This window comes from Roseburia sp. 831b, assembly GCF_001940165.2.
Lineage (GTDB): Bacteria > Bacillota > Clostridia > Lachnospirales > Lachnospiraceae > Roseburia.
Genome location: NZ_CP135162.1, coordinates 1,705,001 through 1,731,104, shown reverse-complemented (window position 1 = coordinate 1,731,104; position 26,104 = coordinate 1,705,001). Strand labels below are relative to the sequence as shown.

At 42.9% G+C, this 26,104-nt stretch carries 22 protein-coding genes; 20 read left to right on the top strand and 2 right to left on the bottom strand.

Annotated features, from left to right (window positions below; translation table 11 throughout):
* Window position 1: 1 nt before the first annotated feature.
* Entirely contained in the window at window positions 2–1,426 is a 1,425-nt protein-coding gene (pdxR, locus tag BIV16_RS08060) for a MocR-like pyridoxine biosynthesis transcription factor PdxR (RefSeq protein ID WP_075681560.1), read from the top strand.
* 91 nt (window positions 1,427–1,517) lie between these two features.
* Here pdxR and BIV16_RS08055 read toward each other — a convergent pair whose 3' ends face one another.
* Window positions 1,518–2,741, bottom strand: coding sequence for an argininosuccinate synthase (locus BIV16_RS08055; protein ID WP_075681662.1), 1,224 nt, complete (start codon window positions 2,739–2,741; stop codon window positions 1,518–1,520).
* A gap of 442 nt (window positions 2,742–3,183) precedes the next feature.
* Here BIV16_RS08055 and argC point away from each other — a divergent pair, with 442 nt between their 5' ends.
* The 12 genes from argC (at window position 3,184) to BIV16_RS07995 (ending at window position 15,783) form a co-directional block, all read left to right on the top strand.
* The gene (gene argC / locus BIV16_RS08050) at window positions 3,184–4,239 is read left to right on the top strand and encodes an N-acetyl-gamma-glutamyl-phosphate reductase (RefSeq protein WP_075681558.1); all 1,056 of its coding nucleotides are present in this window, start codon (window positions 3,184–3,186) and stop codon (window positions 4,237–4,239) included.
* Window positions 4,240–4,299: 60 nt separating this feature from the next.
* A complete protein-coding gene (locus BIV16_RS08045) occupies window positions 4,300–4,761 on the top strand; it encodes a GNAT family N-acetyltransferase (RefSeq protein ID WP_075681556.1) in 462 nt (153 codons plus the stop codon).
* 60 nt (window positions 4,762–4,821) lie between these two features.
* Window positions 4,822–6,045 carry a bifunctional glutamate N-acetyltransferase/amino-acid acetyltransferase ArgJ gene (gene argJ, locus BIV16_RS08040; RefSeq protein WP_075681554.1) on the top strand — a complete coding sequence of 408 codons (1,224 nt, stop codon included), beginning with the start codon at window positions 4,822–4,824 and terminating at the stop codon, window positions 6,043–6,045.
* A 33-nt stretch (window positions 6,046–6,078) separates the two neighbouring features.
* Complete coding sequence (gene argB / locus BIV16_RS08035; RefSeq protein ID WP_075681552.1) at window positions 6,079–6,978, top strand: acetylglutamate kinase; 900 nt, start codon at window positions 6,079–6,081, stop codon at window positions 6,976–6,978.
* Window positions 6,971–8,170, top strand: coding sequence for an aspartate aminotransferase family protein (locus tag BIV16_RS08030; RefSeq protein ID WP_075681550.1), 1,200 nt, complete (start codon window positions 6,971–6,973; stop codon window positions 8,168–8,170). The genes argB and BIV16_RS08030 overlap by 8 nt, the downstream gene beginning before the upstream one ends.
* A gap of 106 nt (window positions 8,171–8,276) precedes the next feature.
* Complete coding sequence (locus BIV16_RS08025; RefSeq protein ID WP_173664566.1) at window positions 8,277–8,873, top strand: ComEA family DNA-binding protein; 597 nt, start codon at window positions 8,277–8,279, stop codon at window positions 8,871–8,873.
* Window positions 8,874–8,882: 9 nt separating this feature from the next.
* The gene (locus BIV16_RS08020) at window positions 8,883–9,575 is read left to right on the top strand and encodes a response regulator transcription factor (protein WP_075681546.1); all 693 of its coding nucleotides are present in this window, start codon (window positions 8,883–8,885) and stop codon (window positions 9,573–9,575) included.
* Window positions 9,576–9,587: 12 nt separating this feature from the next.
* Window positions 9,588–11,027, top strand: a complete 1,440-nt coding sequence (locus BIV16_RS08015) for a sensor histidine kinase (RefSeq protein WP_075681544.1) — start codon at window positions 9,588–9,590, stop codon at window positions 11,025–11,027.
* A 10-nt stretch (window positions 11,028–11,037) separates the two neighbouring features.
* Window positions 11,038–11,991 (top strand): GerMN domain-containing protein, encoded by a 954-nt coding sequence (locus BIV16_RS08010; protein ID WP_075681542.1) that lies wholly within the window; start codon window positions 11,038–11,040, stop codon window positions 11,989–11,991.
* Between the two features lie 27 nt (window positions 11,992–12,018).
* A complete protein-coding gene (locus BIV16_RS08005; protein ID WP_083625291.1) occupies window positions 12,019–14,355 on the top strand; it encodes a DNA internalization-related competence protein ComEC/Rec2 in 2,337 nt (778 codons plus the stop codon).
* 5 nt (window positions 14,356–14,360) lie between these two features.
* Window positions 14,361–15,341 (top strand): DNA polymerase III subunit delta, encoded by a 981-nt coding sequence (holA, locus tag BIV16_RS08000; RefSeq protein WP_075681540.1) that lies wholly within the window; start codon window positions 14,361–14,363, stop codon window positions 15,339–15,341.
* Window positions 15,342–15,501: 160 nt separating this feature from the next.
* The gene (locus tag BIV16_RS07995; protein ID WP_075681538.1) at window positions 15,502–15,783 is read left to right on the top strand and encodes a DUF4190 domain-containing protein; all 282 of its coding nucleotides are present in this window, start codon (window positions 15,502–15,504) and stop codon (window positions 15,781–15,783) included.
* 126 nt (window positions 15,784–15,909) lie between these two features.
* On the opposite strand, the gene rpsT is transcribed toward BIV16_RS07995, so the two are convergent.
* Window positions 15,910–16,173, bottom strand: coding sequence for a 30S ribosomal protein S20 (rpsT, locus tag BIV16_RS07990; protein ID WP_334309943.1), 264 nt, complete (start codon window positions 16,171–16,173; stop codon window positions 15,910–15,912).
* 216 nt (window positions 16,174–16,389) lie between these two features.
* Between rpsT and gpr the strand changes: the two genes are divergently transcribed.
* The 7 genes from gpr to BIV16_RS07955 all read left to right on the top strand — a co-directional run bounded on the left by gpr (window position 16,390) and on the right by BIV16_RS07955 (window position 26,025).
* The gene (gene gpr, locus BIV16_RS07985) at window positions 16,390–17,346 is read left to right on the top strand and encodes a GPR endopeptidase (protein WP_075681534.1); all 957 of its coding nucleotides are present in this window, start codon (window positions 16,390–16,392) and stop codon (window positions 17,344–17,346) included.
* A gap of 135 nt (window positions 17,347–17,481) precedes the next feature.
* Complete coding sequence (locus BIV16_RS07980; protein ID WP_330546265.1) at window positions 17,482–18,648, top strand: stage II sporulation protein P; 1,167 nt, start codon at window positions 17,482–17,484, stop codon at window positions 18,646–18,648.
* 64 nt (window positions 18,649–18,712) lie between these two features.
* Window positions 18,713–19,642, top strand: coding sequence for an N-acetylmuramoyl-L-alanine amidase (locus BIV16_RS07975; protein ID WP_075681532.1), 930 nt, complete (start codon window positions 18,713–18,715; stop codon window positions 19,640–19,642).
* Between the two features lie 98 nt (window positions 19,643–19,740).
* Window positions 19,741–20,283 (top strand): phosphatase PAP2 family protein, encoded by a 543-nt coding sequence (locus tag BIV16_RS07970; protein WP_075681530.1) that lies wholly within the window; start codon window positions 19,741–19,743, stop codon window positions 20,281–20,283.
* A gap of 259 nt (window positions 20,284–20,542) precedes the next feature.
* Entirely contained in the window at window positions 20,543–22,336 is a 1,794-nt protein-coding gene (locus tag BIV16_RS07965; RefSeq protein WP_075681528.1) for a S8 family peptidase, read from the top strand.
* A gap of 135 nt (window positions 22,337–22,471) precedes the next feature.
* A complete protein-coding gene (locus BIV16_RS07960; protein ID WP_075681526.1) occupies window positions 22,472–24,304 on the top strand; it encodes an NAD(P)-binding protein in 1,833 nt (610 codons plus the stop codon).
* A complete protein-coding gene (locus BIV16_RS07955) occupies window positions 24,298–26,025 on the top strand; it encodes a [FeFe] hydrogenase, group A (RefSeq protein WP_075681524.1) in 1,728 nt (575 codons plus the stop codon). The genes BIV16_RS07960 and BIV16_RS07955 overlap by 7 nt, the downstream gene beginning before the upstream one ends.
* The last annotated feature ends 79 nt before the right edge of the window (window positions 26,026–26,104 follow it).

The window sequence follows — 26,104 nt, the reverse complement described above, 5'->3', positions numbered from 1 at the left end:
AATGATCGAGTTTATGATTCATTTACAAGGGGATGGCAACATCCCTTTGTATGAACAGATATACGAATCGATAAGGAAAAATATTTCAGACGGTAAGGTTTCTCAGGGAGAAAAATTACCGTCTACTCGTTTTATGGCAAAATATCTTCAGGTGAGCCGCAGCACCGTGGAACTTGCCTATGAACAGCTTTTGTCGGAAGGGTATATTGAATCGCAGCCCTGCCGCGGTTACTATGTCTGTGACATTGCGGATTTGTATGAACTTCAGGAAAAGAGCCTTTATCCCAAAGAGAATCTGGAACAAGAGGAGATTGATTCCAAGGAAACAAAATACCTGGATTTCACGGCAGATGGAATTGACTACAAACATTTTCCATTTAATATCTGGAGAAAAATACATAAAAATCTGCTGTTGGATGACAGGGATGAAATCTTACTGTCCGGGGATGGACAGGGCGAGTATGGACTTCGGAATGCAATTGCAAAATATCTTTACCAGGCGAGAGGGGTAAAATGTGAGCCGGATGATATTGTGATCGGCGCAGGAAATGAATATCTGTTGATTCTGCTTTCACAGCTTCTTGGGGAAAAGAAGCATGTTTTAATGGAAAATCCGACCTATCTGCAGGCGTATCGTACATTTGAAAACATCGGCTATCAGGTAAGCTGTGTGTCGGTGGAAGAAGAGGGGGGAATTCCATTGGAGAAAATCCGCCAGGTGGCACCGAATCTTTTATATCTAATGCCATCCCATCAATTCCCACTCGGTGGCGTGATGCCGTTAAAAAGGCGCCTAGAGCTTTTAAAATGGGCGACGGAGGATGAGGGACGTTTTTTGATTGAAGATGACCATGATAGTGAATACCGTTATAAGGGAAAGCCGATTCCGTCGTTACAGGGTATCGATTCGCATGGCAAAGTCATTTATCTTGGAACTTTTTCTAAAAGCATCGCACCGTCCCTTCGTGTCAGTTACATGGTGCTGCCAAAGGATCTAAAAAAAGTGTATGAGGAACGATGCGCTTTTTATTCTACAACGGTTTCTAGATTGTCACAGGATGTGCTTCGTGTTTTCTTAGAGGAAGGCCATTTTGGCAGACACTTAAATAAAATGCGTGGAATCTATCGAAACAAGCACGATAAGTTAGTGAGTGTCCTAAAAAAATATCCGTGGGTAAAGAAAATTCATGGGGATAATGCCGGACTTCATCTGCTTGTGGAGATTGAGACGACAATGGAGGAGAATGAGATTGTAGAAAAAGCAAGGGAATGTGGCATGAAGCTAGAGGGCCTAAGTGCCTATGAGGTAATGGAGCAAAAAGGTGAATGCTTTCCAACCATTCTCTTAGGATACGGGAATCCGTCGGAAGAAGAGATTGAGCAGGGAATGGAGCTTTTAAATCAGATTCTGACGGCGCAAAAATAAAAGAAAAAAGGAACCGGTCAACCGGTTCCTTTTTTGTGTGTGCAGAAAGAGTGCATGGCATTTTTCTACACAGAGGAAAAATTTATTCGAATTATTTTTGCTGTTTGGCTACTTCTTGCATCTTCATGGCACGAACTTTTAATGGAAGTCCAAATAAAGTGATAAATCCTTCTGCATCGTGATGGTCGTATAAATCGCCGGTTGTAAAGCTTGCTAAAGATTCGCTGTAAAGAGAATATGGAGAAGTTGTTCCGGCTTTGATGATGTTACCTTTGTAAAGTTTGAATTTCACTTCACCGGTTACATACTGCTGGGTAGACTCTACAAATGCCTGGATTGCTTCACGCAGTGGTGTGAACCATTTTCCTTCGTAAACAACCTGTGCTAATTTGTTGCCCATTTCTTCTTTTACTTCCATGGTTGCACGGTCGAGTACTAATTCCTCTAACTGTTTGTGTGCTTCTATTAAGATAGTTCCGCCAGGAGTCTCATAGACACCACGGGATTTCATGCCGACTACACGGTTCTCTACGATATCGATGATACCGATACCGTGCTTTCCGCCGAGTTTGTTTAATTCACGGATAATGTCGGAAACTTTCATTTCTTTTCCATTGACAGACTTTGGAACACCGGCTTCGAATGTCATGGTCACATATTCGCCCTCGTCTGGAGCTTTTTCAGGAGAGACACCAAGCACTAATAAGTGATCGTAGTTTGGCTCCTGGGAAGGATCCTCTAATTCCAGACCTTCGTGGCTGATGTGCCATAAGTTACGGTCACGGCTGTAACTGGAGTCCGTAGAAAATGGAAGGTCGATGCCGTGGGATTTACAGTAATCGATTTCTGCCTGACGGGAATCCATGTTCCATTTATCGTTACGCCATGGAGCAATTACTTTGATGTCAGGAGCTAACGCCTTGATTCCAAGCTCGAAACGAATCTGGTCATTTCCTTTTCCGGTAGCACCGTGGCAGATCGCAACGGCGTTTTCTTTTCTTGCGATTTCAACTAATTTTTTGGCAATACCAGGACGAGCCATGGAAGTTCCGAGCAAGTATTTGTTCTCGTAGGTAGCGTTTGCCATCACACAAGGAACGATATAATCATCACAGAATTCATCGACGATATCTTCAATATATAATTTAGAAGCGCCGGATAACTTAGCACGTTCCTGTAAACCGTCCAATTCTTCTTCCTGTCCGCAGTCAACGCAGCAGCAAATAACATCATAATCGTAGGTTTCTTTTAACCAAGGGATAATAGCGGTAGTATCAAGACCACCAGAGTAAGCTAATACAACTTTTTCTTTCATAATAATGTACCTTCCTTCTTCTATTCTTATCGCTGTCACAGATTTCGCAAATGTTCTCTGCAACTTTTTTAAAATCAAATTTTGTTGACAAGAATTAATATACAACAAAAACACAAAAACAGCAACCGTAAATTTATACATAATTGCGTGATAAATATACATTAATTTCTGTATAAAATACATAAAACAGAATGAAAATGCATGATATATATAATAACGTAGAAAATATATTCATACTAACATGATGCAAATTTGAAAAAATAAAAACAGGTATTGCATAATATAAAACATGGATGTATAATTATGCAATACAGCAAAGCGAAATATACAATTTAACACTTTACTAAGGCAAACAGAAGGACTAAGATAGGAAGTAGCAAGAAAGAGAGTCAGGAATCTGGTTTGTGAGATTATAAAATAAGAAGCACTGAGAGGTAGAAAAATGATAAAGGCAGGAATCATTGGCGCAACCGGTTATGCGGGAAATGAACTGGTTCGAATTTTATTAGGACATAAGGATGTAGAGATTGTATGGTTTGGTTCAAGAAGCTATGTGGATCAGAAGTACGCATCGATTTATCAGAACATGTTTGAACTGGTGGATGCGGATTGCATGGACGATCAGATAGAGGAACTTGCAAAAAAAGTGGATGTGATTTTTACGGCAACACCACAGGGATATCTGGCAGGTGTTTTGACAGAAGAAATTTTAAGTCAGACCAAGATTGTGGATTTGAGTGCGGATTACCGTCTAAAGGACGTGTCCGTTTACGAAAAATGGTACAAAATCGAGCATAAGAGTCCACAGTTTATCAAGGAGGCAGTGTATGGACTCTGTGAGGTAAACCGGGAACAGATAAAAAATGCAAGACTGATTGCAAACCCTGGATGTTACACAACCTGTTCGATTCTGACCGCATATCCATTGGTAAAGGAAGGCCTGATTGACCCGACCACTTTGATTATCGATGCAAAATCAGGAACTTCCGGTGCAGGAAGAGGAGCAAAGGTTCCAAACCTGTTTTGTGAAGTAAATGAGAATATGAAAGCCTACGGTGTCGCAACGCACCGCCATACACCGGAGATTGAAGAACAGTTAGGATACGCGGCAGGAAAAGAAATCATGGTGAACTTTACACCACATCTGGTTCCAATGAACCGTGGAATCCTGGCAACGGAGTATGCAAGCCTTGTGAAAAAGCCGGATGGCTCACTTCCAACCTATGAAGAAATCAAGGCAGTTTATGATAAGTACTATGGAAAAGAAAAATTTGTCCGTGTACTGGAAAAAGATGTCTGCCCGGAGACAAAATGGGTAGAGGGAAGCAATTATGTTGATGTCAACTTTAAGATTGACGAGCGTACCGGAAGAGTTATTTTGATGGGTGCACTTGACAACTTGGTAAAAGGTGCGGCTGGCCAGGCGGTACAGAATATGAACTTATTATTTGGCTTACCGGAAGACGAGGGACTTTGCCTTGTTCCGATGTTCCCGTAAGAAAGGTTGTGTTTTTGTACAAACCTGATACAAAAAAGCCGTGCAAGAATGGAGATTAAGATGAAACAGGAACAATATCAGATCAGAAAAATGGAGATGGACGATTACGATGAGGTGTATGCACTGTGGGGAAAAATTCATGGTTTCGCCATCCGCAGCATCGACGATTCAAGAGAAGGAATTGAGCGCTTCTTAAAAAGAAATCCAACGACAAGCGTAGTTGCTGTGGAAGAGGGGCATGTTGTTGGTGCAATCCTTTGCGGACATGATGGCAGAAGCGCATGCTTTTACCATGTCTGCGTGGACGAGGCATACCGGAAAAGAGGTATCGGGGAAGCGATGGTCAGACATTGTCTTGTGGCATTAAAAGAAGAAAAAATCAATAAAGTAAATTTGATGGCATTTAAGAATAACGAGCTTGGAAACGAGTTCTGGCAGGGATTAGACTGGAAAATCCGGGATGATATCAACTATTATGAGGCAGTTTTAAACCAGAATAATATCAGCACGGTAAATCCTTAAAAAAGAGAGTTTAGAAAAAGTTATGAATGTGAAATTTTTCACATAGGAACGGAGGCTTATATGAAACAGATACAAGGTGGCGTGACAGCAGCAAATGGTTTTCTGGCAGCGACAACAGCAGCTGGAATCAAATATCAGAATCGTACCGACATGGCAATGATATATAGCAAGAATCCATGTACCGTGGCAGGAACGTTTACCACAAATGTGGTAAAGGCAGCACCTGTTTTGTGGGATCAGAAAATTGTAAAAGAACACAAGAAGGCACAGGCAGTGGTCGTCAATGCGGGAATCGCGAATGCGTGTACCGGAGAGGAAGGTTATTCTTATTGTAAGGCAACAGCGGAAAAGGCGGCAGAACTTTTTCATATTGAGGAACAGGATGTCTTGGTTGCATCAACAGGAGTCATTGGAATGCAGCTTCCAATCGAGCGTATCTGCGCCGGAGTTGAAGCGATGGTTCCAGAATTAAAGGATACCATAGAGGCAGGAAATCAGGCGGCAAAGGCAATTATGACAACGGATACACATGAAAAAGAGATTGCAGTGGAATTTGAAGTCGGTGGAAAGAAGGCAGTTCTTGGTGGAATGTGTAAGGGTTCCGGCATGATTCATCCCAATATGTGCACCATGCTTTGTTTTTTAACTACGGATGTAGCTATTTCACAGGAACTGTTAAAAGAGGCACTGAGTGAGGTTGTGCCGGATACATTTAATATGGTGTCCGTGGATGGCGATACTTCCACCAATGATACCTGTGTGGTTCTGGCGAACGGGCTTGCCGGAAATGACGTGATTACAGAAAAAAACAAAGATTATGACACCTTCAAAGAAGCACTTTATACAGTCAATGAATACCTGGCAAAACAGATGGCTGGAGATGGAGAGGGTGCAACAGCATTGTTTGAAGTAAAAGTAATCGGAGCAAAGAATAAGGAAGAGGCAAAGATTTTAAGCAAATCCGTTATCACATCCAGTCTTACCAAGGCTGCAATTTTTGGACATGATGCAAACTGGGGAAGAATTCTTTGTGCAATGGGTTATTCCGGTGTCCGGTTTGACCCGGAAAAAGTAGATCTTTACTTTGAGAGTGCAGCAGGAAAAATGCAGATTATTAAAGACGGTGTTGCACTTGACTATGATGAAAAAGAGGCGACAAAGATTTTGTCAGAACCAGAAGTAACCGCAATTGCGGACGTCAAAATGGGGGATGCGAGTGCAACGGCATGGGGCTGTGACCTGACGTATGATTATGTCAAAATCAACGCAGACTATCGTTCCTAAGAAAGCAAAAAAAAGAAAGGTGTATAGACGAACATGGATGAGAAATATATGAAAGAGTTGTTGGAAAAAGCAAATGTGCTGATTGAGGCACTTCCTTATATTCAAAGATTTAACCGGAAAATCATTGTTGTGAAATACGGCGGAAGCGCAATGGTTGACGAGGAATTGAAAAAGCATGTTATTCAGGACGTGACACTGTTAAAACTGGTTGGGTTTAAGCCGATTATTGTGCATGGCGGTGGAAAAGAAATCAGCAAGTGGGTTGAAAAAGTCGGAATGGAACCGGAATTTGTCAATGGACTTCGCAAGACAGATGCGGCGACGATGGAAATTGCGGAGATGGTGTTAAATAAAGTCAACAAATCTTTGGTTCAGATGGTGGAAGAACTTGGCGTGAACGCGGTCGGAATCAGTGGAAAAGATGGCGGACTTTTAAAAGTAGAGCGGAAATATTCCAACGGACAGGACATCGGATTTGTCGGGGATGTCAAGGAGGTCAATCCAAAAATTTTGTATGATTTGTTAGAAAAAGATTTTCTTCCAATCATTTGCCCAATCGGAATGGATGACGAGTATAACAGTTACAACATCAATGCGGATGATGCAGCCTGCGCGATTGCAAGGGCAGTCAATGCAGAAAAATTGGCATTCTTAACCGATATCGAGGGTGTATACAAAGACCCAGCGGATAAGTCTACGTTAATTTCCGAATTACCGATTTCGGATGCAAAGAAATTAATTTCCGATGGCTATATCGGCGGAGGAATGCTTCCGAAACTCAATAACTGTATCGATGCGATTGAGAATGGTGTATCAAGAGTTCATATCTTAGATGGAAGAATTGCACATTGTCTGTTGCTTGAAATCTTTACAAACCGCGGAATTGGAACCGCTATTTTAGGGGATAAGGAGTCGAAATTTTATCATGAATAAGCAGGAATATATCGAGGAAGAAGAGAAGGTTTTATTACATACCTATAACCGTTTCCCATTGGTGTTAGACCATGGAGAAGGCGTTTACCTTTATGATACGGATGGAAAAGAATATTTAGATTTTGCAGCCGGAATCGCCGTACAGGCATTTGGGTATAACAACAAAGAATATAACGATGCAATAAAAGCACAGATTGATAAGGTGATGCATACCTCTAACCTTTACTATAACGTGCCGGTGATGGAAGCAGCGAAGCGCGTGTTAAAGGTAAGTGGCATGGACCGCGTGTTTTTTACCAACAGTGGAACAGAGGCAATTGAAGGAGCGCTTAAGGCAGCCAAGAAGTATGCCTACACAAGAGACGGACATGCAGGACATGAAGTGATTGCAATGCAGCATTCTTTTCATGGAAGAAGCCTTGGGGCGTTGTCTGTAACCGGAAATGCACACTATCAGGAGCCGTTTGAACCATTACTTCCAGGAATACATTTTGCCGAGTTCAATAACTTAGACAGCGTAGCGAAACTCATCAATGAAAAAACATGTGCCATTATCATGGAGACCGTACAGGGAGAGGGCGGCATTTACCCGGCAACCCAGGAATTCTTAGAAGGTGTCAGAGCGCTTTGCGATGAACACGATATCTTACTTATTTTAGATGAGATTCAGTGTGGAATGGGGCGTACCGGAGAGATGTTTGCATGGCAGCACTATGGTGTGAAGCCAGATATTATGACAAGCGCAAAAGCGTTAGGCTGTGGCGTGCCGGTTGGTGCCTTTTTGATGACACAAAGGGTGGCAGATATGTCGCTTGCACCGGGAGACCATGGAACAACATACGGAGGAAATCCGTTTATCGGCGCAGCAGTCAATAAAGTGCTTGAGATGATGGAACGGGATCACATCACGGACCATGTCAAAGAAGTGAGTGCTTATCTGGAAGAAAAATTAGACGAAATTGTTACAAAATATGATTTCCTTACGGCACACCGTGGAATGGGACTGATGCAGGGAATTGTCTGCGAAAAACCGGTTGGAAAGATTGCAGCAAAAGCGTTAGAAGAGGGATTGATTATTATTACGGCAGGAACGGACGTGATTCGTTTAGTGCCACCGCTTATCATCGAGAAGAAACATGTAGATGAGATGATTGCAAAATTAGAAAAAGTATTGGACGAAAATCATTTTTAAACTGAAATATTTTTGAAATAGACTTGTCATTGTTGTAAAATTTCGTTAAAATGGATGTAACGGCATTGAGGAACTCTTTCATAGCAGATGAAGGAGAATGCACAACATGAATTTGAAAAAGAAAATATATGTATTCGGTGCTGTGGCAGTGCTTTTAGCTGGGTGCGGAAGGCAAGAGACGACGTATCTTGAGGCGGTGCAACAGGAAGGAACGGAAGAGAAGGTAACAGAGACTGACATGCGTGAAGATGTTGGTCTCTGTTACGTGTATGTCTGCGGAGCAGTAAAAGAGCCGGGAGTCTATTCGCTGCCTGCCGGAAGCCATATTTTTGAAGCAGTAGAGATGGCGGGTGGAATGACAGAGGATGCAGCGGCGGAAGCCGTGAATCAGGCAGAGCTGATCGCAGACGGGCAGATGATTAAAATCTATACGCCGGATGAGATGGAAGAGAAAGCCGGTGAGGAAGCGGCTGCGGATGCTTTAAAGGAGCAGTCCGTGCAGCAGGATGGCAGGGTAAACATCAATACGGCGACGGCAGAGATTTTAATGACACTTCCGGGTGTTGGACAGCAGAAAGCCGAGAGCATTGTTTCCTATCGGGAGGAGAATGGAGCATTTTCCTCTGTGGATGCAATAAAAAAGGTGTCTGGGATAAAAGACGGTGTCTACAACCAGATTAAAGATAAGATAACAGTTGATTGAGGTGTAGGAATGGCAAAAAAGGTTCTTGTAGTAGATGATGAGAAATTAATCGTAAAGGGAATCCGTTTTAGTTTGGAGCAGGATGGAATGGAAGTGGATTGTGCGTATGATGGGGAAGAGGCGCTTAAGATGGCAAAAGAAAACCCATACGACATGATTCTGTTAGACATTATGCTTCCAAAGATGGATGGGTTTGAGGTGTGTCAGCATATTCGCGACTTTTCGAATGTGCCAATCGTGATGTTAACCGCGAAAGGCGATGATATGGATAAGATTTTAGGCCTTGAATATGGTGCAGACGATTATATTACCAAACCGTTTAATATTCTGGAAGTCAAGGCAAGAATCAAGGCGATTATGAGACGTACAGCAGTAAGTGCGCCAAAACAGGAGAATCCGAAAATCAAAGAAGATGGTGACTTAAAGTTAGACTGTGAGAGCAGAAGACTTTATATTCTTGGAAGAGAGGTCAATTTAACCGCGAAGGAATTTGACTTGTTAGAGCTTTTGGTGAACCACTCAAACAAGGTATACAGCAGAGAAGATTTACTGAATCTTGTCTGGGGATATGAATATCCGGGCGATGTGAGAACGGTGGATGTACATGTTCGTCGTTTAAGAGAAAAGATTGAGAGTAATCCAAGTGAGCCAAAGTATGTCCATACCAAGTGGGGCGTTGGTTACTACTACTATCAGAATTAACAGAGGATTGGTATGACAAGATTAAAGAAGTTTTCTAATTTTTTCCATAGCCTGAAATTCAGGCTAATCTTACTTTTTATTTTGCTTGGATTTATTCCGGCGGTCATTCTTAGAATCGGAATTTTAAAATCTTACGAGGATCGTGCGGTTTCGATTAAGAGCAGCGAGATTTTAAGCCAGGCAAAAATTCTTGCGAACCAGATTGTGGCGAGCGATTATCTTTCCAATGTAGACACATCGGATATTATCAATGCAGAATTAGAACAGTTATCGAATGTTTATGATGGAAGAGTGATGATTATTGATAACTCGTTTCATATTGTAAAGGACACCTATAATCTGGACGAACAAAAGACGATTATTTCACAGGAAGTGATTGAGAGCTATCACGGACAGGAGATTTCCAAATATGACTCGCAGAACCGTTACATTGAGATGACCATTCCGTTAACAGATGTCAATGATACGGATAAGACCGTTGTTGGTGTTATGCTGATGAGTGTCTCTACGGATAATGTAGAACTAAATCTTGGATATTTGCGGAACAATGCGTTTGTCATTGAGATGATTTGCGGATTTATTATCATCTTTTTCAGTGTCATTGTTGCAACAAGACTGGTGAAGCCTCTCCATCATATGTCAAAATCTATTGAGGAGATTCAGACCGGATACGGCGATGATAGTCTGGCAATCAATGATTATACGGAGACAATCCAAATCTGTGAAAAATTTAACGAAATGCTTGGAAGAATGAAAGTTCTGGACGATTCCAGACAGGAGTTTGTTTCCAATGTGTCTCACGAGTTAAAAACACCGCTTACATCCATGAAGGTGTTAGCGGATTCCTTAAACAGCATGGAAGATGTTCCAAATGAACTTTATAAGGAATTCATGGAAGATATCGGAAATGAAATTGAGCGTGAGACAAAGATTATCAACGATTTGCTGTCGCTTGTAAAAATGGATAAGTCGGCTGCAGATTTGAATGTCACAAATGTGAATGTGAATGAACTGTTAGAGCAGATTATGAAACGTCTTCGTCCGATTGCAGACAAGCAGAAGGTGGAGCTTGTGTTAGAAAGCTTCAGACCGGTTACTGCCGATGTGGATGAGGTGAAAATCACGCTCGCCTTTACGAATCTGATTGAGAATGCAATCAAATACAATCATGAGGGTGGATGGGTGCATGTTTCACTAAATGCAGATCATCAGTACTTATACTTAAAGGTGGAGGATTCGGGTATGGGAATTCCAGAAGAATCCTTAGAGCATATTTATGAGCGTTTTTATCGCGTAGACAAGTCCCATTCGAGAGAAATTGGTGGAACAGGACTTGGACTTGCGATTACGAGAAATGCTATTTTGATGCACCGCGGTGCAATCAAGGTGTTTAGTACAGAGGGAGAGGGTACGATTTTTAATGTACGAATCCCGTTAAATTATATTTCATAGGAGGAAGAGCATGAAGAAAAAAGTAAGCCTGGTGGTGCTTTTTGTGTTCCTTCTTCTTTTGACAGGATGCACAAAGCAGGAGAAACACGATGCGAATGCGTATCAGATTGAATATCTGAATAAAGAGAAGACCAAGATTGTCCGGGTAGATTATGAACCCACGGCAACCGACACAAGGGGATTGATTGACGAGCTGATAGAACAGCTAGAGACAGATCCCGGAAGTGTGGAGTACCGGAAGACGATTCCAAACGATGTTCAGATTACAAGCTATGATGTGGACGGTGCGCTTTTGACCTTGCACTTTTCAGACCAATATAGTTCGATGGAGCCGTCGGAGGAAGTGCTTCGAAGAGCTGCGATTGTTCGGACATTAACGCAGATTGACGGAATTGACTGTGTTACATTTTATGTGGGTGACACGCCACTATCAGATGGAAACGGAAATTTGATTGGTGCAATGACACAGGACAGCTTTATTGAGAATCCGGGCGAGCAGATTAACTCGATTCAGAATGCGACACTGACGCTTTACTTTTCCAATAATTCCGGAGACGGACTTATCAAGGAAACCAGAAATGTTTATTATAGCAGTAATATTTCTTTGGAGAAGCTGATTTTAGAGCAGCTTTTAGAGGGACCGAAAGGTGCTGATGCGAAGTCCGCGATTCCAGAGGGAACGAAGCTGGTCAATGTATCGGTGGTAGATGGCGTCTGCTATGTCAGTTTAGACGAGACATTCCGAAATCAAAATTATGAGATTAGTGAACCGATTGTTATCTATTCCATTGTGGATTCTCTGTCGGAGCTTCCAACAATCAGCAAAGTACAGATTTCGGTGAACGGTGATACCAAAGGAACGTATCGCGACAGTTTCGAGTTAGATAAATTGTATGACAGAAATCTAGACTACGTTGTATCAAAGGAAAGTGATGAGGAGTTGTCTGATACGGAAGCGCAGTAGCAGTAACGCAGGAATGGAGAAAAAAATATGACGAAAAGGCCATGTTGTCTTATGGCGTGTGGCATGATTCTTGGAATCCTTCTTGTGGCATTTCAGAAATGGTATCTTTTGCTGGCAGCGATTTTGATGATATGCAAAATTGCTGCCAGTTTTGGAAAACAAAAGAAATGGAATTATTTCGTTTGGTACCTCTTTTTCTTTGTGGCAGGTATTGTGGCAGGCGCAACGCGTTACAGCAATGAACGGGAGTTTGCAAATCGATATGAGGCTGTCTTAGAAAATGAAATGCAAATACAGGTACAGGGCAGAATCAGCAAAAAAGAGAACAAATCAAATCAGATTGTCTATACGTTAGATCAATGTTATCTAAATCATAAGACGGGGATGATTCCCTGTCATCAAATCTTAGTTTATCAGAATCAGGATGGATATCCCATCGGAAAAACCATTTTAGTAACCGGAAAAGCAGTATTAGGAAGAACCGCAGTAAACGAAGGGAATTTTGATGAAAAGGGCTTTTATTTCAGCAGAAAAATTGCGTGTTCGCTCCAAAATGCAACCATAACAGATGCTTATGGAAAAGAAAATACATATAAGGAAAAATTATTTCAATTGCAGCAAAAATTCTGCACGGTTTACCAGCAGTGTATGAAGGAGGATACGGCTGGAATTCTTCTTACCATGCTGTTAGGGGATAAATCACTTTTGGATGCAAAGACAAAGGAGCTTTATCAAAAAGCGGGAATTTCTCACATATTAGCAATCTCAGGGCTCCACGTTTCGTTTATTGGAATAACCTGTTATCGTTTCCTTCGAAAGCGGAAAATGTCATTGGCAATGGCAGCTTTCGTATCCTCCATACTTTTAATCAGTTATGGCATGATGACTGGCATGGGGACCTCGACAAAGCGTGCAGTGTTTATGTTTTTGCTTTCTGTTGCCGCTTCCTCGATTGGAAGGAGTTATGATTCCGCAAGTGCGCTCTCCCTTGCAGCGATTGTACTGCTCTGGGAGAATCCGTTTTTGCTTTGGTATGCCGGATTTTTGTTTTCCTACGCAGCGGTGTTAGGCGTCATTGGAGTTGGGAAAATATGGGAGAAATCAAAAGAGGACGGCATACAGATGCAGAAAAAACAGACACTTAGGGCGAGTCTTTCGATTCAGCTTATGACGCTACCGCTTGCGGCGTTTTATTATTATGAAATACCGGTCTATTGCGTTTTGATAAATGCCCTGTTATTACCGTTTCTGGGCGGCGTGCTGATGTTTGGAATATTAGGAGGAGTGGTTGGATTTGTGAACCTTTCTTTTGCAAAACTGCTGCTTCTTCCGTGTGAGATTATTCTATGGGCCTATGAGAAGGTATGTGAGGGAATTCTTTCTGTTCCAAACGCGGTCTGGATTTCTGGAAAACCGTCTTTTCCGAAGATGATAGGTTACTATCTATTACTTTTTGTAGTTGTATTTCTCATAAAAACCTGGAAAAAATCCTGGTTCATGGTGTTTCCAATCGTGGCACTGGTATTTTTACTGGCAGGAAATGGCGGAAGGGGATTCGAGCTTAGCATGTTAGACGTCGGACAGGGGGATGGCATTTTTCTTCGCACCAAGGATGATGTGGTCTGTTTTGTCGATGGAGGAAGTACCGATGTGTCAAAGGTTGGAACGTACCGGATTCTTCCATTTTTAAAGGCAAAAGGTGTGAAGGGGGTAGACTATTGGTTTGTCTCCCACCTTGACGCCGATCACATTTCGGGACTGACGGAGGTGTTAGAATCCGGTTATCCGGTAAAGTGTCTGGTGTTTTCGAAGTGGGTGATAAAAGATGAGGCATATCAGAAACTGACATCGCTGGCAAAAGAATGTGACACGCAGTTACTTTTTCTGGAGGAGGGGGATGTACTTCATACCAAAAGTGCAGAATTCCGGTGCCTTTTTCCTGGGGAAAATCAGGATACGCAAGACCGCAATGCAGCTTCACTGGTATTGTGGTATGAAGAGAATGGGCTGTCCGCTCTTTTGACGGGGGATATTTCTAGCGTGGAAGAAGAAGTGTTAATTGAAAAAGTAAAATCAGGAGCGTCACTTGAAATTTATAAGGCTGCGCACCACGGGTCGAACTATTCGAATTCCAAAGAGCTTCTAGAAGAATTACATCCTAGGATTGCTCTGATTTCCTGTGGAGAAGGAAATCGTTACGGTCATCCGGGAAAAGAAGCGGTTGCGCATATTGAAGACGTGGGCTGTGATATTTTTGACACAAGAAAGTGTGGACAGATTCAGATTACAAGAAAAAAGGAAGTGCTTCTGATTCAAAAGTATTTAGACAAACTTGAAGTTACAGCCTATCCTGTGGTACAATAAAAGGCATGAGAACAATTGATGAAGATATTAAAACAGGACAATTTAAACAGATTTATCTGCTATATGGAAACGAAGCATATTTGAAAAAACAATATAAGGATAAATTAAAAAAGGCGATGGCAGATGCGGAGGACACTATGAACTTTTCTGCATTTGAGGGAAAGGACATTAATGTAAAGGAAGTCATTGACTTGGCCGAGACATTGCCTTTTTTTGCGGAGCGACGCGTGATTTTGATTGAAAACAGCGGATTTTTCAAGAACGCAGCGGATGAGATGGCAGAATATATCAAACAGGTTGCACCGACGACTTACTTTCTTTTTGTGGAAGAAGAAGTGGATAAGCGCTCGAAAATGTACAAGGCTGTGAAAAATGCAGGAAAAATTGTAGAATTTGCGGAGCAGAACGAGGACGTCCTCACCAGATGGGTGCTAGGCAGACTGAAGCGGGAGGATAAGAAAATTACCGGTTCGGTCATGCAGCTTTTTTTGAGCAAAACAGGGACGGATATGGGAAATATCGACAGGGAATTAGAAAAGCTATTTTGCTATACGATGGGGCGTGATGTGATAACGGCGGAGGATGTGGAGGCCGTTACGACAGAACAGATTAGCAATAAGATATTTGATATGGTCAATGCAGTTGCAGAACATAACCAGAAGAAGGCACTGGATTTGTACTATGACTTGCTTGCATTAAAGGAACCTCCGATGAGAATCTTATTTTTAATCAGCAGGCAGTTTCAGATTTTATTCAACGTCAAGAGTGCAACGGCAAAGCGTGTGGATAACAGAACGATTGCACAAAAGGCCGGAATCCCGGAGTTCGCCGTACGAAGAAATCAGGCTCAGGCAAGAAATTTTACACTAGAGCAGTTAAGACAGGCATTAGAGGACGGCGTATCTTATGAGGAAGCGGTAAAGACAGGACGCATGAATGACCAGATGGCGGTCGAGCTTTTTCTTTTGACTTACAGCAAATCATAATCTTGCAAAATTAAAGAAAAATTAAAACAAATGGAGTTGTTTTGAGAGTCAAAGTATGTTACGCTTATGTATAAGGGATTGCAGAGTGAACTGTGACAAGGGATATGGAGATTTGTCATGGAGAGTAGGCAGTTTCAATAAAATTACAGGAGAGAATGTTATGAGTGACAATTACATGTATGATCAGCAGCCACCACAGGAAGAGAAGAAGGGCATGTCCATCGCATCTATGGTATTAGGTATCGTAGGTTTGATTGCATGGTGTATTCCAATCATTGGTGGACCTGTTGGTATCGTAGGTTTAATCCTTGGTATTGTGGGAATGAAAAAAGGTGGAAAGGGTATGGCAATCGCAGGTATTATCATGTCCGTTATTACCATCATCCTTGCAGTAATCAATGCAATTGCAGGAGCAGCACTTGCAGTATCTAATTTAATGTAGTTTCGGCATTTTTGGGATGTAACCAATTTAGATAGGAACGAAAAAGAAGCGGAGGTTTTCCGCTTCTTTTTTTGCACACAAAAAAACACCAGTATGACGGTACTGGTGTTTTATCTATTACTGTTATTAAGCTAATGTGTTAACAAGTTTTGTTAAACGGGAAACTTTTCTACCAGCATTGTTCTTGTGGTAAACACCTTTAGAACAAGCGCTTTCGATTGTAGAAATTGCTGTTGTTAAAGCAGCTTTTGCAGCTTCTTTATCGTTAGCAGCAACTGCAGCTTCTACTTTCTTTGTAGCTGTCTTAACTTCTGATCTGATAGATTTGTTTCTTGCAGCTTTAGTTTCTGTTACTAAAATTCTTTTTTTTGCAGATTTAATGTTAGCCAATCTGTACACCTCCAACTATAATCAATATTGTTATTGTTCATGATTGTTACATTAAAGCCGGACACGGACAGTTCAATGTAAACATACTAGAATATCTTAGGATAAGAATCACATTTTGTCAATACATAATTTGAAAAAAGATGTAAAAAATACCTAGGAAAGAGAAAAAAATGGAGAGTGTGCCAGGACACGTCCAGGAAAGGTGTGGGAATTCTTATGTATCAGATTCGAACAGACTTAGCATTAGAAACACAGGAACAAAAGCAGGAGGAACATGCAGACCTAAAGGGAGTGCGTTTCCTAGAGGAAAAAAAGGGAACGGATTTGGTCGTAAGTACAGTTGTAATTGAAACAGAAAACGGTGCAAAAACGATGGAAAAACCAAAGGGAACGTACATTACAATCGAGGCGGGAAGCTTAGAGGAGGAAGACGAGGGATATCACAGGGAGGTGTCCGAGGAATTAGCAAATGTGATAAAGAAGCTGATTCCGGATAAGAAAGAAGATTACTCGGTCTTGGTGGTAGGGCTTGGAAACCGGGAAGTGACACCGGATGCGCTAGGACCCGGGGTCGTCGATAACTTGTTTATCACCAGACATATTTTAAAAGAATACGGAAAGTATGCATTTGGGGAAAAGACCGTTCCAAGGGTCAGCAGTATCGTACCAGGTGTCATGGCACAGACCGGGATGGAGAGCGTGGAGATTGTACACGGAATTATGAAGGAGACAAAACCGGATTTTGTGCTTGTGATTGATGCGTTAGCAGCGAGAAGCACCAGAAGGCTCAAACGGACAATACAGGTTACCGACACGGGGATAAATCCGGGAAGCGGAGTCGGAAACCACAGACACGGGTTAAATCAGAAAAGTTTAGGAGTTCCGGTGATTTCCATTGGGGTGCCGACCGTTGTGGATGCAGCCACCATTGTAAATGATACGATGCATAATTTAATTGCAGCGATGAGCCAGAGCAAGCTGCTTAAGACGATTGGAAATTCCTTAGAGGAATTTAGCGATGCGGAAAAATATGAACTGATTCGGGAACTGCTTTCTCCGAACTTAAATACTATGTTTGTGACGCCAAAGGACATTGACGAGTCCATCAAACGACTTAGTTTTACCATTTCAGAAGGAATTAACCTTGCGTTTTCGGAGGCTGTTTTTGCATAAAAACCGTGACATAAAAAGAAAGGGACATGCATATAGTGTAATATGTATTTCAAAAAAAGAAAACGAAGAAAATATGCAATGCTTATCTGCCTTTTTTTCATCGGAATCTGTGCGCTATCTCTTTTCTTAGGAAAAATGGAGGTAAAATCAGATGCCTTACATTTGAAAAAAGAGGCAGAGTCCTTTTGTTATGAAAAAATATTAAAACTATATGCACCAAACCTGTATCATGGAACAGGGACGAACGATACCAAAACAATGGCAGAGTGTGTGATGGATTCCTTTTTTCCGTTGAATGAATATGTAAAAAAGGAGGTCGAATATGAGACTTTGGTGGAGAGCGAGCTATCCTATGAGGTTGTGTTAGAAAGGGAGGGTTCGGATGAACTTTTTCTGGGGGAAGATTCCGCTGCAAATGGGCAAGAACAGCAGCCACAGCCAGAAACGGAAGCTGCCGTAAGGGAAGAACCGCCGGTCACGGAAGAAATAGAGGCAGCGGAAACGACCATGTCCGTTGCGAAAAGAACAGAAAAATTAGTGGATTATCCGATTGAAAAACTGAATGATTTTGACTATCTGATTCAAAATTTTTATTCGGTGGACAGTACGACAACGACAGACGGAAGGCAGCTAAATGCAGAAAATATGTTGGGAATGGACATGTCCCTTTCCCATGATGCCACGACGCCACAAATCTTGATTTATCATACCCATTCGCAGGAAGGGTTTGTGGATACGAATTATGAGGACACTTCAACTACAATTGTAGGCGTGGGTGAATATCTGGCACAGATTTTGCGGGAACAATATGGATATCAGGTCATTCATGATACCGGAATTTATGATATACCGGAACACGACAAGGCATACAGTGTGGCAGCACCGCATATCCAACAGATTTTAGCAGAAAATCCAGGTGTAGAGGTTGTGATTGACTTACATAGGAATGGAATTTTAGGTGACACAAAAACAACTACAAATGTAGATGGAACAGAGATGGCAAAAATCATGTTTTTCAATGGGCTAAGCCATACGACAGCGCATGGGGATATTGCGTATCTTGCCAATCCAAACTTAGATGCCAACCTGGCATTTTCCTTTCAGATGCAGCTTACGGCAGCGCAGTATTATCCCGATTATTCCAGAAAGATTTATCTGAAGGGTTATCGGTATAACATGCATTTTCTGCCGAAAAGCACCCTGATTGAGGTTGGGGATCAGAATAACACTTACGAGGAAGCGAAGAACGCGATGGTTCCGCTTGCGGACATCATGGATAAGGTGATTCATCCGAAAAATTAAGATGCATGGGTATTTTTGTTATGCTATAATACAATTGAAAAATTGTGTTAATTTGGGAGGAATCATGAAGAGTTATAAAAAAATAGGATGTATCGCATTTCTTCTTATCGTCTGCCTGATAGCGGCATGTGGGAAAAAAGACGTACCACAAAAAGAAGTGTTACAACAAGAAACATCAGAGCAGGAAACATCAAATCCGGTGGAGACAGAGGAAGTGACGGAAGAAGTCACAGAAGAAGCAACAGAAGAAGCAACAGAGGAGAGTAATGTGACAGAAACAAAGACGGAGGAAAGTAAGACGCAGGAAGCGGTTTCAGATACCAGTAGTCAGGAGGCGGTTCAGGAAAATGCGCCGGCTGACCGTGGTTCGTATGTCGTCTGCATCGATGCAGGACATCAGAGCAGAGGAAACAGCGAAAAGGAACCGATAGGACCAGGTTCTTCCGAGATGAAAGCAAAGGTAGCAGGCGGAACGAGCGGTGTTGTAACCGGTTTGCCAGAGTATGAACTGACATTACAGGTTGCATTAAAGCTTCAGACGGAGCTTACGAACAGAGGATATCAGGTTATTATGGTGCGTACCACCAACGATGTGAATATCAGCAACAGTGAACGTGCTGCGGTGGCGAACAATGCCGGTGCGGATGCGTTTATCCGAATTCATGCAAACGGATCGGAAAGTTCGAGTGCAAACGGTGCAATGACCATCTGTCAGACAGCGTCCAATCCTTATAACAGTGCCTATTACAGTCAAAGCAGGGCGTTGTCGGATGATGTGTTAGACGGTCTGGTTTCTGCGTGTGGCTGTAAAAAAGAATATGTCTGGGAAACAGATACCATGAGTGGAATCAACTGGTGCAGTGTTCCGGTGACAATCGTTGAGATGGGTTATATGACAAATCCGAATGAGGATCAGTTGATGGCAACGGACGAGTATCAGAATCAGCTTGCAAATGGAATTGCAAATGGAATTGATGCTTATTTTAGCAGATAATCTAGGTGAAAAAACAGTTGCGAATCTGAAAAAGTTTGTGTATAATACACAATCTAGAATATGGGGAGACAAAAGAAAAACAGGAGCGTATCAGAAATATGTTACATACATTATGGCAGATAGATGCAGGAATATTGCTTTGGATTCAGGATAATGTCCGAAATGATTTCCTGACACCGATTATGAAATTTATTACCAAAACAGGAAATATTGGATTTATTTGGATTTTCCTTACTGTCGCATTTCTATGTTTTCAAAAGACCAGAAAGACAGGAACTTTGATGGCATGTTCCCTGGGTGGGGCGTTTGTGATTAACAATCTGATTTTGAAAAATTTAGTGGCGCGGACAAGACCTTACGAAGTGATTGATGGTTTACACCTTATGGTGCCGAAGGCGGTTGATTTATCGTTCCCGTCCGGACATACCGGAAGTTCGTTTGCAACTGCGGTGGTCATGTTTATCATGTTGCCGAAAAAATACGGTGTGCCGGCACTTATCTATGCATTTCTAATGGGATTTTCCAGACTTTATATCGGAATCCATTATCCGACGGATGTCCTTTGCGGAGGAATCATTGGAACGTTGGTTGCAATTACAGTGTGTACCGTATACAAAAAGAAATTTCAGACAAAAGAATAAAAATAATTTTTAGGACCATGAAGTGTTTCATGGTTCTTTTTTTGTAATAGGAAATTTCCTATTACAAAAAAATGCTCCGCGAGGATCGCACTGCGGCGGAGTTGAATAATGTCGCAAATGCGACCCGCCGCAGGCGGAGAATCCTGCAAGCAGGATTCTTATTTTCTCCCTGGCAAATTGCACAATGACAAGTCAATTTTGTTCCGATGAGAAAACATGACGCGTATATTTTAGAAAGAATGTTTAACAGGAGCACGTTGTGGCATCGGAAAATAATGAAAAAATAGAAAATCTTTTAAATCTTGCCCTGGATGCAACCGAGAGAGAACGTGAAAAATCGATTGAACTTCATATCGGCTTTGATGAAACAGACAATGTCTGGGAGGTTGTCGTGAAATATGGGGGAACCAGGGAGGCATTATTAGAGGCATTTCCCATGATTACGGTTACGAGTCTTAGTAATGGATATGCCATTTTAAAAATTCCACAAAATCTGGTGGAGACCGTGGCAGCATTTCCGTCGATTGAATATATGGAAAAGCCAAAACTTCTTTTTTTTGCGGTAAATCAGGGGATTCGTTCGTCGTGTATTCTGCCGCTTCAGACAGCTGTAACAGGAAATGTGCAAAAGACAGGGACAAATCATTTGACCGGAAAAGGTGTCATCGTGGCTTGCATTGATTCTGGAATTGATTACGCGCACCCAGATTTTTTAAATGCAGATGGAACGACAAGGATTCTTGATTTGTGGGATCAGACGATTGTGCCAAAAGAAGGGGGAGCAGAGAGGCCGCCAGAAGGATTTTTGCAGGGGGTGGAATATAGCAGGGAGAAAATCAATGAGGCACTTCGTATGCCAACGGAGGCAGAACGCTATGCCATCTGTCCGAGCAGGGATATATCGGGGCATGGCACACATGTGGCAGGAATTGCAGCAGGAAACGGGAGGGCTTCTAACGGAAAATACCGCGGTGTTGCTTTTGAGAGCGAACTTCTTATTGTAAAGCTTGGGGTGCAGCAAAGAAATGCGTTTCCAAGAACCACGCAGCTGATGGAGGCGGTCGATTACTGTATCAGAAAGGCAAGAAACTATGGGATGCCGATTGCCCTGAATCTTAGCTTTGGAAATAATTATGGTTCCCATTCCGGTACGTCTTTGATTGAAACGTACTTAAATGAGATGGCAAACAGCTGGAAAACTACAATTGTAATTGGAAGCGGAAATGAGGGGGCGGCAGGACGTCATACGTCTGGAGTCATAAAGCAAAGTCAGATGGAGGTCGTGGAGTTTGCAATTGGAGAATACGAAACAGGGCTGAATCTGCAACTATGGAAATCCTATTTAGATGAGGTGGCAGTTTCTCTGGTGCATCCGTCTGGAAAAGTGGTGGGAACCGTGCAAAGAATCCAGGGACCACAGCGTTTTACAATCGAGGGGACACAGATTTTACTGTATTATGGGGAGCCAAGTCCGTTTAGCCCGTACCAGGAAATTTATTTTGACTTTATTCCGGTAAGAGAGTATGTCGATTCTGGCGTCTGGGAACTTCGCCTGATTCCACAAAAAATTGTGCTGGGCAATTATGATATGTGGTTTCCTTCGGGTGGTGTTTTGAATCAGGATACACTTTTTTTAAGGCCGACGGCAGAGACGACGCTGACGATTCCATCCACGGCAGGGCGTGCCATTACGGTAGGAGCATACGATGCTTACTATAATCAATATGCTTCCTTTTCCGGGAGAGGATTTACGAGAGAGACCAATCAGGTGAAACCGGATTTGGCTGCTCCCGGCGTTGACATTACATCGACGGCTCCGGGTGGAGGATATGCGGTGCGGACCGGAACGTCCATGGCAACACCGTTCGTGACGGGAGCGGCAGCACTTTTGATGGAATGGGGGATTTTAAATGGAAATGATCCGTATCTGTATGGAGAGAAAATGAAGGCCTATTTATTGCGCGGAGCAAGGCAGTTACCTGGGCTGCAAAGTCCAAACCCCATGACTGGATTTGGGTCGCTTTGTGTGGCAGACAGTCTGCCGGATTTGTAAAAAAATGATAATAATTTAACATCCCCGACAAGAAATTAACATTCGTTGAAATTCCGAAAATGCTCCTTTATAATGAAATTATCAGGCAGACGAAGTCATTTTTCGTCGCATTCTAAGGAAAGAGGAGGAGAAAACATGAGCAGACTTGAAATTCCAAATCCAGGTCAGGCACAGCTTGTAATTGAGGGGCTTTACAAAGATCTTGAGCGAAGAATCGAATCCAGCCCGCCTGGATTATGTCCCGTGGACATTACGAGAGCATTTTTGGAGTTGTGTCATGCACAGACATGTGGAAAATGTGTTCCATGCCGGATTGGTCTATGGCAGCTGAAAAATATGCTGACCGATATTATGAATGGCAAGGCAGAAATGAGTATTTTGGATGAGATGGAAAAATTAGCGACGTCCATTATGGATTCAGCGGATTGTGCGATTGGATACGAGGCGGCAGAGATGGTACACAAGAGCATCATCGGCTGTCGGGATGACTATGAGGAACATATTTTACTGGGAAAATGCATCTGTCAGTCCAAACAGCCGGTTCCATGTGTGGCGTTATGTCCGGCAAATGTAGATGTGCCAGGTTATGTGGCACTGGTTGGGGAAGGAAGATACGAAGATGCCATTCGCCTGATTCGAAAGGACAATCCATTTCCAACTACATGCGGATTTATCTGTGAACATCCTTGCGAGGCAAGATGTCGGAGAAACTTTGTGGATGATGCCATTAACATCAGAGGATTAAAACGTTTTGCAGCGGATTATGCCAGAAGGGTGGAGCCACCGAAGTGCGCGCCTTCCACCGGAAAGAGAGTTGCAATTGTTGGTGGCGGACCGGGTGGCCTTTCCGCAGCTTATTACTTACAGTTGATGGGACATCAGGTAACGGTGTATGAGATGTTGCCAAAACTTGGCGGAATGCTTCGTTATGGAATCCCAAATTACAGACTTCCAAAGGAACGTTTAGAGGATGACATCTGGGCAATTCTAAAGACCGGAGTCGAGGTGAAGCATGGACTTCGTATCGGAGAGGATATCACGATTCAGTCTCTTCGAAAAGAGTACGATGCAGTACTGATTACTATTGGGGCAAGCACCGACAAAAAGCTTGGCATTGAGGGAGAGCAGGCAAAAGGGGTTCTCTCAGCCGTACAGTTTTTACGTGATGTGGGAAAAGAATGTAATCCGGATCTGACCGGACAGGAAGTTGCTGTAATCGGTGGCGGTAACGTTTCCATGGATGCAGTGCGAACCGCAAGACGTTTAGGTGCCAAAAAGGTAAGCATCATTTACCGCAGAAGAGTGGCAGATATGACAGCACTGCCGGCGGAAATTGAAGGTGCAGTTGCAGAAGGGATTGAAGTGCAGACCCTGATGGCACCAGCTAAGATTGCAGTGGATGAAAACGGTGCGGTGTCAGGACTTTATGTGACCCCTCAGATGATTAGCAAAATCAAAGATGGAAGGGCAAGTGTGGTGCCGACCGGGGAAGAGGATATCTTAATTCCCTGTCAGACCATTATCGTGGCAATCGGACAGGATATTGAGACGAAGCATTTTGAGGAAGCCGGTGTTCCGGTCAGACGCGGTAAAATTTTAACCGAAAAATACGGTGGATTTGATAATATTCCAGGCGTTTTTGCTGGAGGAGACTGTGCATCCGGGCCGGCATCGGTAATCAAGGCGATTGCAGCGGCAAAGGTAGTGGCAGCAAATATAGATGAATACTTAGGATACCGCCATATCATTTCCTGTGATGTGGAAATCCCACCGGCAAGATTGGATGACAGACCGCCTTGCGGACGTGTCAATTTAACAGAACGGGAAGCAGGGGAGAGAGTCTGTGATTTTGAAGGTGTAGAAAACTGCATGACAGAAGCGGAGGCAAAACAGGAGGCAGGCAGATGCTTGCGCTGCGATCATTTTGGCTATGGAATTCTGAAAGGAGGTCGTGAGAAGATATGGTAACGATTACAATAGATGAAAAGAAATTTAGTGTACCGGAAGGCACGACCATTATGGAGGCCGCAGGGCAGCAGCATATCTCAATTCCGAAGCTTTGCTATCTGAAAGACATCAATGAAATTGCAGCCTGTCGAATCTGCGTCGTAGAGTTAGAGGGAATGGAGAAATTAATCACTTCCTGCAACAACGTGGTAAAAGAGGGAATGGTCATTCACACGAACAGCCCGAAGGTGCGGGCGCATCGGAGAAGAACCGTTCAGCTGTTATTGTCGCAGCATGACTGTAAGTGCGCAACCTGTGTCAGAAGTGGAAACTGTACCCTTCAGGGCGTGGCAAATGATTTGAATATCATCGACCTTCCGTACCGGGAGCGATTGGAAACGGTTCCGTGGGAAAAAGATTTTCCAATCATCCGTGACAGTGCCAAATGTGTAAAATGTATGCGCTGTATCCAGATTTGTGATAAAGTACAGGAACTGCATGTCTGGGATGTGGCAGGAACCGGTTCGAGAACGACAGTAGGAGTGTCTGGGAACCGTAAGATTACAGAGGCAGACTGCGCACTTTGCGGACAATGTGTGACGCACTGTCCGGTTGGCGCATTAAGAGAACGTGATGATACCGAAAAAGTATGGGATGCAATCGCAGATGAGAAAAAGATTGTCGTTGCGCAGATTGCACCGGCGGTGCGCGCAGCCTGGGGAGAGGCACTTGGCTTGTCCAGGGAGGAAGCATCCGTTGGAAAAATTGTGGATGCACTGCGGAAAATGGGCGTTGATTATGTGTTTGATACTGCGTTTTCCGCAGACCTTACCATCATGGAAGAAGGAAATGAATTCCTGGAGCGTTTTGGAAAGGGTGAGACGAAGTTCCGCCCAATGTTTACCTCCTGTTGTCCGGGATGGGTACGCTTTTTAAAAACGCAGTTTCCACATTTCCTGCCACAGCTTTCCACGGCAAAATCGCCACAGCAGATGTTTGGTGCCGTGATGAAAAGTTATTTTGCAAAAGCAATCAATGTTGCACCGGAGAATATTTACACGGTTTCCATCATGCCTTGTGTGGCAAAAAAAGCAGAGGCAGAAATGGATTTTTATGACGGAGAGTATGCAGGTCATGAAGTGGATGCCGTGTTAACGACAAGGGAATTGACGAGAATGATTCGCTCTGCGCATTTAGATCCAAAGTATTTAGAGGATGTAGAATGTGATGCTCTGATGAAAGAAGGAAGCGGAGCAGGCGTTCTTTTTGGAACCACAGGCGGCGTGATGGAGGCAGCACTTCGAAGCGCTTATTTCCTTGTAAATGGGAAAAATCCGTCTGCGGATGCATTCTTGAATGTGAGAAACTCAAAAGAAAATGGTGTGACAGAGGCACAAATCACGTTAGGAGCCGATACGGTGCAGGCAGCAGTGGTATGTGGTTTAGGCAATACCAGAAAGCTGATGGAAGCGATAGAACGTGGAGAGGTTCACTATGATTTTGTGGAAGTGATGGCCTGTCCAGGCGGATGTGTCGGCGGTGGTGGACAACCTATCTGCGACGGCGAGGAGCTTGCAGCAGTTCGTGGTGAAAAACTGTATTTTTTAGATGAGCATGCAGCGATTCGTTTTTCACATGAGAATCCGGATGTAATAAAATTATATCAGGACTATTTGGAGAAACCACTTTCTAGACGTTCACATCAGTTATTGCACACGAAGCATTGTTGTGTGGATGAATAAGAGTGAAAAAGATGACAAAAAAATGATATTTAGTTCAAAAAAATGATTTTTAAACTCCCTTTTCTTTTGTATCTTAAAG

Bases quoted from the DNA above. Each gene is read 5' to 3' on its own strand.
- pdxR (WP_075681560.1), top strand. From the start codon at position 2: ATGATCGAGTTTATGATTCATTTACAAGGGGATGGCAACATCCCTTTG.
- BIV16_RS08055 (WP_075681662.1), bottom strand. From the start codon at position 2,741: ATGAAAGAAAAAGTTGTATTAGCTTACTCTGGTGGTCTTGATACTACC.
- argC (WP_075681558.1), top strand. From the start codon at position 3,184: ATGATAAAGGCAGGAATCATTGGCGCAACCGGTTATGCGGGAAATGAA.
- BIV16_RS08045 (WP_075681556.1), top strand. From the start codon at position 4,300: ATGAAACAGGAACAATATCAGATCAGAAAAATGGAGATGGACGATTAC.
- argJ (WP_075681554.1), top strand. From the start codon at position 4,822: ATGAAACAGATACAAGGTGGCGTGACAGCAGCAAATGGTTTTCTGGCA.
- argB (WP_075681552.1), top strand. From the start codon at position 6,079: ATGGATGAGAAATATATGAAAGAGTTGTTGGAAAAAGCAAATGTGCTG.
- BIV16_RS08030 (WP_075681550.1), top strand. From the start codon at position 6,971: ATGAATAAGCAGGAATATATCGAGGAAGAAGAGAAGGTTTTATTACAT.
- BIV16_RS08025 (WP_173664566.1), top strand. From the start codon at position 8,277: ATGAATTTGAAAAAGAAAATATATGTATTCGGTGCTGTGGCAGTGCTT.
- BIV16_RS08020 (WP_075681546.1), top strand. From the start codon at position 8,883: ATGGCAAAAAAGGTTCTTGTAGTAGATGATGAGAAATTAATCGTAAAG.
- BIV16_RS08015 (WP_075681544.1), top strand. From the start codon at position 9,588: ATGACAAGATTAAAGAAGTTTTCTAATTTTTTCCATAGCCTGAAATTC.
- BIV16_RS08010 (WP_075681542.1), top strand. From the start codon at position 11,038: ATGAAGAAAAAAGTAAGCCTGGTGGTGCTTTTTGTGTTCCTTCTTCTT.
- BIV16_RS08005 (WP_083625291.1), top strand. From the start codon at position 12,019: ATGACGAAAAGGCCATGTTGTCTTATGGCGTGTGGCATGATTCTTGGA.
- holA (WP_075681540.1), top strand. From the start codon at position 14,361: ATGAGAACAATTGATGAAGATATTAAAACAGGACAATTTAAACAGATT.
- BIV16_RS07995 (WP_075681538.1), top strand. From the start codon at position 15,502: ATGAGTGACAATTACATGTATGATCAGCAGCCACCACAGGAAGAGAAG.
- gpr (WP_075681534.1), top strand. From the start codon at position 16,390: ATGTATCAGATTCGAACAGACTTAGCATTAGAAACACAGGAACAAAAG.
- BIV16_RS07980 (WP_330546265.1), top strand. From the start codon at position 17,482: ATGGAGGTAAAATCAGATGCCTTACATTTGAAAAAAGAGGCAGAGTCC.
- BIV16_RS07975 (WP_075681532.1), top strand. From the start codon at position 18,713: ATGAAGAGTTATAAAAAAATAGGATGTATCGCATTTCTTCTTATCGTC.
- BIV16_RS07970 (WP_075681530.1), top strand. From the start codon at position 19,741: ATGTTACATACATTATGGCAGATAGATGCAGGAATATTGCTTTGGATT.
- BIV16_RS07960 (WP_075681526.1), top strand. From the start codon at position 22,472: ATGAGCAGACTTGAAATTCCAAATCCAGGTCAGGCACAGCTTGTAATT.
- BIV16_RS07955 (WP_075681524.1), top strand. From the start codon at position 24,298: ATGGTAACGATTACAATAGATGAAAAGAAATTTAGTGTACCGGAAGGC.